The organism is Exiguobacterium sp. s70 (assembly GCF_018618315.1).
GTDB classification, from domain to species: domain Bacteria; phylum Bacillota; class Bacilli; order Exiguobacteriales; family Exiguobacteriaceae; genus Exiguobacterium; species Exiguobacterium chiriqhucha.
Genome location: NZ_JACSLV010000013.1, coordinates 1 through 5,669, shown reverse-complemented (window position 1 = coordinate 5,669; position 5,669 = coordinate 1). Strand labels below are relative to the sequence as shown.

At 45.8% G+C, this 5,669-nt stretch carries 7 protein-coding genes and 1 other RNA gene; 6 read left to right on the top strand and 2 right to left on the bottom strand.

The genetic code is table 11. The features are described 5' to 3' along the window. Positions 1-106 precede the first annotated feature (106 nt). Together KNP84_RS15060 and KNP84_RS15055 are read right to left on the bottom strand one after the other, a co-directional pair. A complete protein-coding gene (locus tag KNP84_RS15060; protein ID WP_021065290.1) occupies positions 107-778 on the bottom strand; it encodes a deoxynucleoside kinase in 672 nt (223 codons plus the stop codon). Then, entirely contained in the window at positions 775-1,410 is a 636-nt protein-coding gene (locus KNP84_RS15055; RefSeq protein ID WP_021065289.1) for a deoxynucleoside kinase, read from the bottom strand. Before KNP84_RS15055 ends, KNP84_RS15060 begins: the two co-directional genes overlap by 4 nt. A 121-nt stretch (positions 1,411-1,531) precedes the next feature. Here KNP84_RS15055 and tadA point away from each other — a divergent pair, with 121 nt between their 5' ends. The 6 genes from tadA to KNP84_RS15025 all read left to right on the top strand — a co-directional run bounded on the left by tadA (position 1,532) and on the right by KNP84_RS15025 (position 5,301). Then, positions 1,532-2,032 (top strand): tRNA adenosine(34) deaminase TadA, encoded by a 501-nt coding sequence (gene tadA, locus KNP84_RS15050; protein ID WP_058765163.1) that lies wholly within the window; start codon positions 1,532-1,534, stop codon positions 2,030-2,032. A gap of 53 nt (positions 2,033-2,085) precedes the next feature. Then, positions 2,086-2,354, top strand: an RNA gene (gene ffs, locus KNP84_RS15045) — signal recognition particle sRNA large type. Positions 2,355-2,448: 94 nt separating this feature from the next. Then, positions 2,449-4,125 carry a DNA polymerase III subunit gamma/tau gene (dnaX, locus tag KNP84_RS15040; RefSeq protein ID WP_021065287.1) on the top strand — a complete coding sequence of 559 codons (1,677 nt, stop codon included), beginning with the start codon at positions 2,449-2,451 and terminating at the stop codon, positions 4,123-4,125. A 15-nt stretch (positions 4,126-4,140) separates the two neighbouring features. After that, positions 4,141-4,458, top strand: a complete 318-nt coding sequence (locus tag KNP84_RS15035) for a YbaB/EbfC family nucleoid-associated protein (RefSeq protein ID WP_021065286.1) — start codon at positions 4,141-4,143, stop codon at positions 4,456-4,458. A 22-nt stretch (positions 4,459-4,480) separates the two neighbouring features. Next, on the top strand, positions 4,481-5,080 hold the full coding sequence (recR, locus tag KNP84_RS15030; protein ID WP_021065285.1) for a recombination mediator RecR: 600 nt from the start codon (positions 4,481-4,483) through the stop codon (positions 5,078-5,080). Further along, positions 5,077-5,301, top strand: coding sequence for a YaaL family protein (locus KNP84_RS15025; RefSeq protein WP_021065284.1), 225 nt, complete (start codon positions 5,077-5,079; stop codon positions 5,299-5,301). Before recR ends, KNP84_RS15025 begins: the two co-directional genes overlap by 4 nt. The last annotated feature ends 368 nt before the right edge of the window (positions 5,302-5,669 follow it).

The following is a 5,669-nucleotide window of genomic DNA, read 5'->3' as shown; positions in this document are numbered from 1 at the left end:
ATTAGGCTACCTCACACCGATAAAATACGGTGGGATGGCAGCCTAATCAAGGTGTTTTTATTAGTGTCTCATTTCGCTAGGTCAGTCTACAGTGCACCTTCTTTACTTATCTGACTTTCGCTTCGCGAGCGATCGTCAATTGTTTCTCGATTTTTTCAAGGATGAGTTCGACCGAGTTTGGGTCGTTAATCAAGTCATACTCTTCGATTGAGAGACGAAGTACCGGGCAAAGATTGAAGTTGTTGATCCACTCCGTATAGCGCGCGTACATTTCTTCCCAATACGTAATTGGTGTTTGTTGCTCCATCTCACGTCCGCGCATTTGAATGCGGTCGAGCACTTGCTCGAACGAACCTTCGAGATAGATGAGCAAGTCAGGATGCGGGAAGAACGGTGTCAGCACCATCGCTTCAAACAAACTCGAGTATGTCTCGTAGTCAGTTGGAGACATCGTCCCTTTTTCGTAGTGCATTTTGGCGAAGATTCCTGTATCTTCATAGATCGAACGGTCTTGGATGAAGCCGCCGCCGTATTGGAAAATCTTCTTCTGTTCTTTGAAGCGTTCAGCCAAGAAATAGATTTGAAGGTGGAAGCTCCAACGCTCGAAGTCATGATAGAATTTATCGAGATAAGGGTTCGTATCTACTTTCTCAAGTGAAGTTCGGAAGTTGAGGGCATCGGCAAGTGAGTTCGTGATTGTCGATTTACCGATTCCGACCATTCCACCGATCGTGATGATCGTGTCATTCGGAATGTTGTATTTTTCATTCAGCGTCATTTGATTTGTGCTCCTTTAGTCAATTCTAATTCACGTTCGATCGTTGTGAGGACGTGCGTCAAATCGTCCGGGTTTTGGACGAAGTCGAGTTCATCTCCACTGAACGAAAGAATCGTCACTTCGGGGTGTGTCGCGCGGTATGATTCGATGAACGTTTCATAATCGCGGGCGAGCTGTTCGAGGTAGTCGCGAGACATATTCTCTTCTACTTCACGTCCACGCAAGGCGACACGTTTCATTAACGTCTCGATGCTGGCGTGTAAGTAGATGACGACATCAGGCTTTGGCATATCGTGTGTCAAAATCTTATAGATTTGCTCATATTTGTTCAAATGAGCTGGTCTCAGGGAACGGTGGGCAAAAATCAAGTTTTTGAAAATATGATAGTCCGAAACGACGGATTGCTGTTGACTCAAGTGGTGTTTGTGGATATCGTCTAATTGCTTGAAGCGATTACAAAGGAAAAACATTTCCGTCTGAAAGCTCCATTCGTCGATATCTTCGTAAAACTTGCCGAGAAACGGATTCTCTTCTACAATTTCATTCAGCATCTGCATTGAAAAGTGCTGACTGATGATATGGGCCAGTGACGTTTTCCCGACACCAATCGGTCCCTCTACCGTTATAAACATATGATGTCATCCTCCATTATCCAAAGTGCAAGTTCCATTCTAGCATACAATGAAGTGGATAGGGCGAGCGAAATGATTTTCATTTTTTTTCATAATAAGTAATCAGAAACGGAGTGTGTATATGGAACGAGATGAACGATTTATGAGGCTCGCCATAGAAGAAGCAAAGAAGGCGGAAGCAATCGGCGAAGTCCCGATCGGATGCGTCATCGTTAAAGGTGATGAAGTGATTGCCGCGGGTCATAATCGCCGAGAAACGGACTTATTGGCAGCGGCCCATGCCGAAATGATTGCGATTGAACAGGCGAACCAGGCGCTCAGCAATTGGCGTTTGGAGGATTGCGAACTGTTCGTCACGTTAGAGCCGTGCCCGATGTGTGCGGGGGCCATCGTGCTGTCTCGCGTGAAGCGTGTCATCTTTGGTGCCCATGATCCGAAGGGAGGGTGTTGCGGTACGCTCATGAACCTCGTTCAAGACGAACGCTTCAACCACCAAGCCGAAGTGACACAAAATGTTTTAGCAGAAGAGTGTGGGGAGTTGCTAACGATTTTCTTCCGAAACCTTAGAGAAAGGAAGAAGCAGGCGCGGCTTGAACAGAGAGGTTGCAACCCATCTGATTAAACAGTATAATGTAATAGCACTCAACGTAGTGCCTAACTTCATTTACCCATTTGCCGTGCTAGGCGGGGAGGTAGCGGTGCCCTGTAACTCGCAATCCGCTATAGCGAGACTGAATCCCGATTCGAGGGAGTGCATTGGTGTGGCCTGTCCTCGTGTAAGTGGCGTTGACGTCTGAGTCCTGCGCAACGGTCACCCATGAACCAGGTCAGGTCCGGAAGGAAGCAGCCTTAAGTGGTGACGTACCGTGTGCCGCAGGGGTGCTTGGGCCGAGCAAACTGCATGAGTAACGCACATTGACGTGCTTTCAGAAATCGGTGCGCGGCAGATTTATTTAATAACTTCAATCTACGGCCCCAGGGTTGTAGATTTTTTTGTATGATGAAATAGAGAATGTAAGGAAGAAAGGAGGCGGGGACATGGCGTATCAAGCGTTGTATCGGGTTTATCGTCCGCAGTCGTTCCAAGAGGTTGTCGGTCAAATTCATATCACACGTACGATTCAAAATGCGTTGCTTGAGGAACGAATGTCACATGCCTATTTGTTCTCGGGTCCACGAGGGACCGGGAAAACAAGTTTGGCGAAAATTATCGCGAAAGCTATCAACTGCGAGACAGCACCCACACGAGAACCGTGTAACACATGCCCGACTTGTATCGCAATCACGGAAGGGACGAGCCCGGACGTGTTTGAAATCGATGCGGCTTCAAATAATGGGGTCGACGAGATTCGAGAAATTCGGGATAAAGTCAAATATCCGCCTTCTCAAGCGCGCTTCAAAGTATATATCATTGATGAAGTGCACATGCTTTCGACTGGGGCGTTCAACGCCTTATTGAAAACGCTGGAAGAACCACCGGCGCATGCCATCTTTATTTTGGCGACGACAGAACCGCATAAAATTCCGGCAACTATCATCTCACGTTGCCAGCGCTTTGATGTGAAACGGCATGAAGTCGGTCAATTGCAAACACGTATGGCATATATCTTGAACGATCAAGATTATGACTATGATCCAGAGGCGCTCAAGCTGATTGCTCGTGCTGCCGACGGTGGGATGCGCGATGCACTCAGCCTACTCGATCAAGCACTCGCTTTTAGCGATGGCCGTTTGACCGAAGACGCTGTTCTAGAAGTGACCGGCGCGGTAACGGACGATGCTCTACTTGATATGGCTTATGGCTTACAACAGAAGCAACTCGATCAAATTTTGAGTACGTTGGAAACGATGCTTCGTGAAGGTAAGGATTTGAAGCGATTCATTGAAGATCTCGTGTTCGTTCATCGTGATGCCTTACTATTAAAGGCTTCACCTCAAGCGGTCGATTTACTCGAACGCGCCCGTCCGACAGAGACGTTCCGACAATTTGTTGAAGCGACGTCGACGGACGAACTGTTCCAAGTGATTGAAGAGTTGAATGACTGTCAGCAACAGATGCGATTATCGAACCATCCGAAAGTCTTAGTTGAATTAACGTTTATTCGGATTGCCGAACAAGGACGGACGATGACAGAGCAGATGAAACAACTTCAAGAGCAGGTCCGTGAACTGAGTCGCGAGTTGAATGAAGTCAAGAAAACGGGTGTCCCTGCAGCGGAAGCAACAGCGGAGAAACCGAAAGTTGCCAAGCGAACTCAAATTCGAGTCCCGAAAGAACGCATTCGTCAATTATTGCAACGAGCGGAACGCCAACACTTAAACGCAATCCGTGATAGTTGGGAAGACATCATGGGGAACATTCGCACGCAAGATGGTCCGATTTTTGCACTGTTCTATGAGAGTGAGGCTGTGCTTTGTGCTAGTGACACCTTACTGGTACAATTTAAAGATGGGATGACGTGGCATTACGAGCAGGTTAGCTCGAACGGTCGCACGCGAGACGTGATTGAACAAGCCTTATTCGAAGTGACGGGGATTCGTCGAGAAATCATGGCTGTACTCGAGACCGATTGGGTTGAGTTGAAGAATGAGTTCATCCTTCGTAAACAAGCTGAACGTTCGGATCATAAGGAAGAGGAAGTGGAGGAAGAAGATCCACTTGTCTCAAAGGCCCTCGAACGTTTCGGTGACGTCGTTGAAATTGAAGAAGTTTAAAAGGAGGCGCTCTACATGCGTGGAATGGGAAACATGAACAACATGATGAAGCAAATGCAGAAAATGCAGAAAGATATGGCGAAAGCTCAAGAAGAGTTGAAAGACTTAACGGTCGAAGGTACAGCAGGCGGCGGCATGGTTAAAGTAGTCGTTAGCGGACATAAAGAAGTGCTTGATGTCATTATTGCTGAAGATGCTGTGGATCCAGACGACGTCGAAATGTTGCAAGACCTTGTGTTGGCAGCGGTCAACGACGGGATGAAACAAGCTGACCAACTAGTTAATGATAAAATGGGACGTTTTACGCAAGGGATGAACCTTCCAGGTTTTTAAGTGAAGAAAGGAAAGATGCGAGTTGCAATACCCTGAAGCGATCGGACGTTTGATTGAAAGCTTTACAAAATTGCCGGGCATTGGTCCGAAAACTGCTATCCGTCTAGCGTTCCACGTACTTGATATGGAAGAAGACGATGTATTGACGTTCGCTAAGGCGCTTGTCAGTGCTAAACGTGATATTAAATATTGTACGGTGTGTGGACATATTACAGATGTTGATCCATGTGCAATTTGTACAGATTCGCATCGTGATGAGACGGTAGTCTGTGTCGTTCAAGATTCTAGAGATGTGATTGCGATGGAGAAGATGCGAGAGTACCGCGGGAAGTATCATGTCTTGCATGGAGCGATTAGTCCGATGGAAGGAATTGGTCCTGAAGACATTAACGTCTCGAGTTTGTTAACACGTCTCCAAGAAAATGAAGCGATTAGTGAAGTCATTTTGGCAACTAACCCGAACATTGAAGGGGAAGCGACTTCGATGTATCTATCTCGACTTTTAAAACCGACTGGTATCCGTGTAACACGTCTTGCTCACGGGTTGCCCGTGGGTGGCGATTTGGAATACGCAGATGAAGTGACATTATCTAGAGCGATGGAAGGTCGACGGGAACTATGAAGTGGTTTCGTAAACCTTTACGCTATGGTTACGATCAAAGGTTTTTGTCGGAGTTGTTAGATGCTAAGGCGAAGTACGAATCGAAACGTCACATTCTTGAAGTGAGCATCGAAGATACCGGTGAGTTAGCAGCCCAAGTAAAACAAGCGGAAGCCCTATACTTCTTTTATTTGAAAGAAGCGAAGCGACGCAATGTTTCACTGTCTAACTTAAGGTCGTGAGGCGAGATATTCCATCTCGCCTTTTTCTATGCTGAATCACTCTAGCAAATACATCGAGCATTTTTTCTCTATATAATGAAGGAACTAGAATTATATGAAGAGATTTGAAGCGATAGACAATTGAAATGAAAAATAATTTAAAGTTTTTCTAAAAAAGCTATTGTGTATTTAAAGTTTTATTGATATATTAATAGACGTCGCCGAGAGCGGTTTTGAAAATCGAAAAAAAGATATTGACTTCTAGTTGATAGCTTGTTAAGATATTTAAGTCGCCAAGAACGACAGACGAACTTTGAAAACTGAACGATGAGGCAAAAAAAGTTTTACAATTTTTGAATGAAGCGCAAGCTTCGTCATTTTTAAAGAGC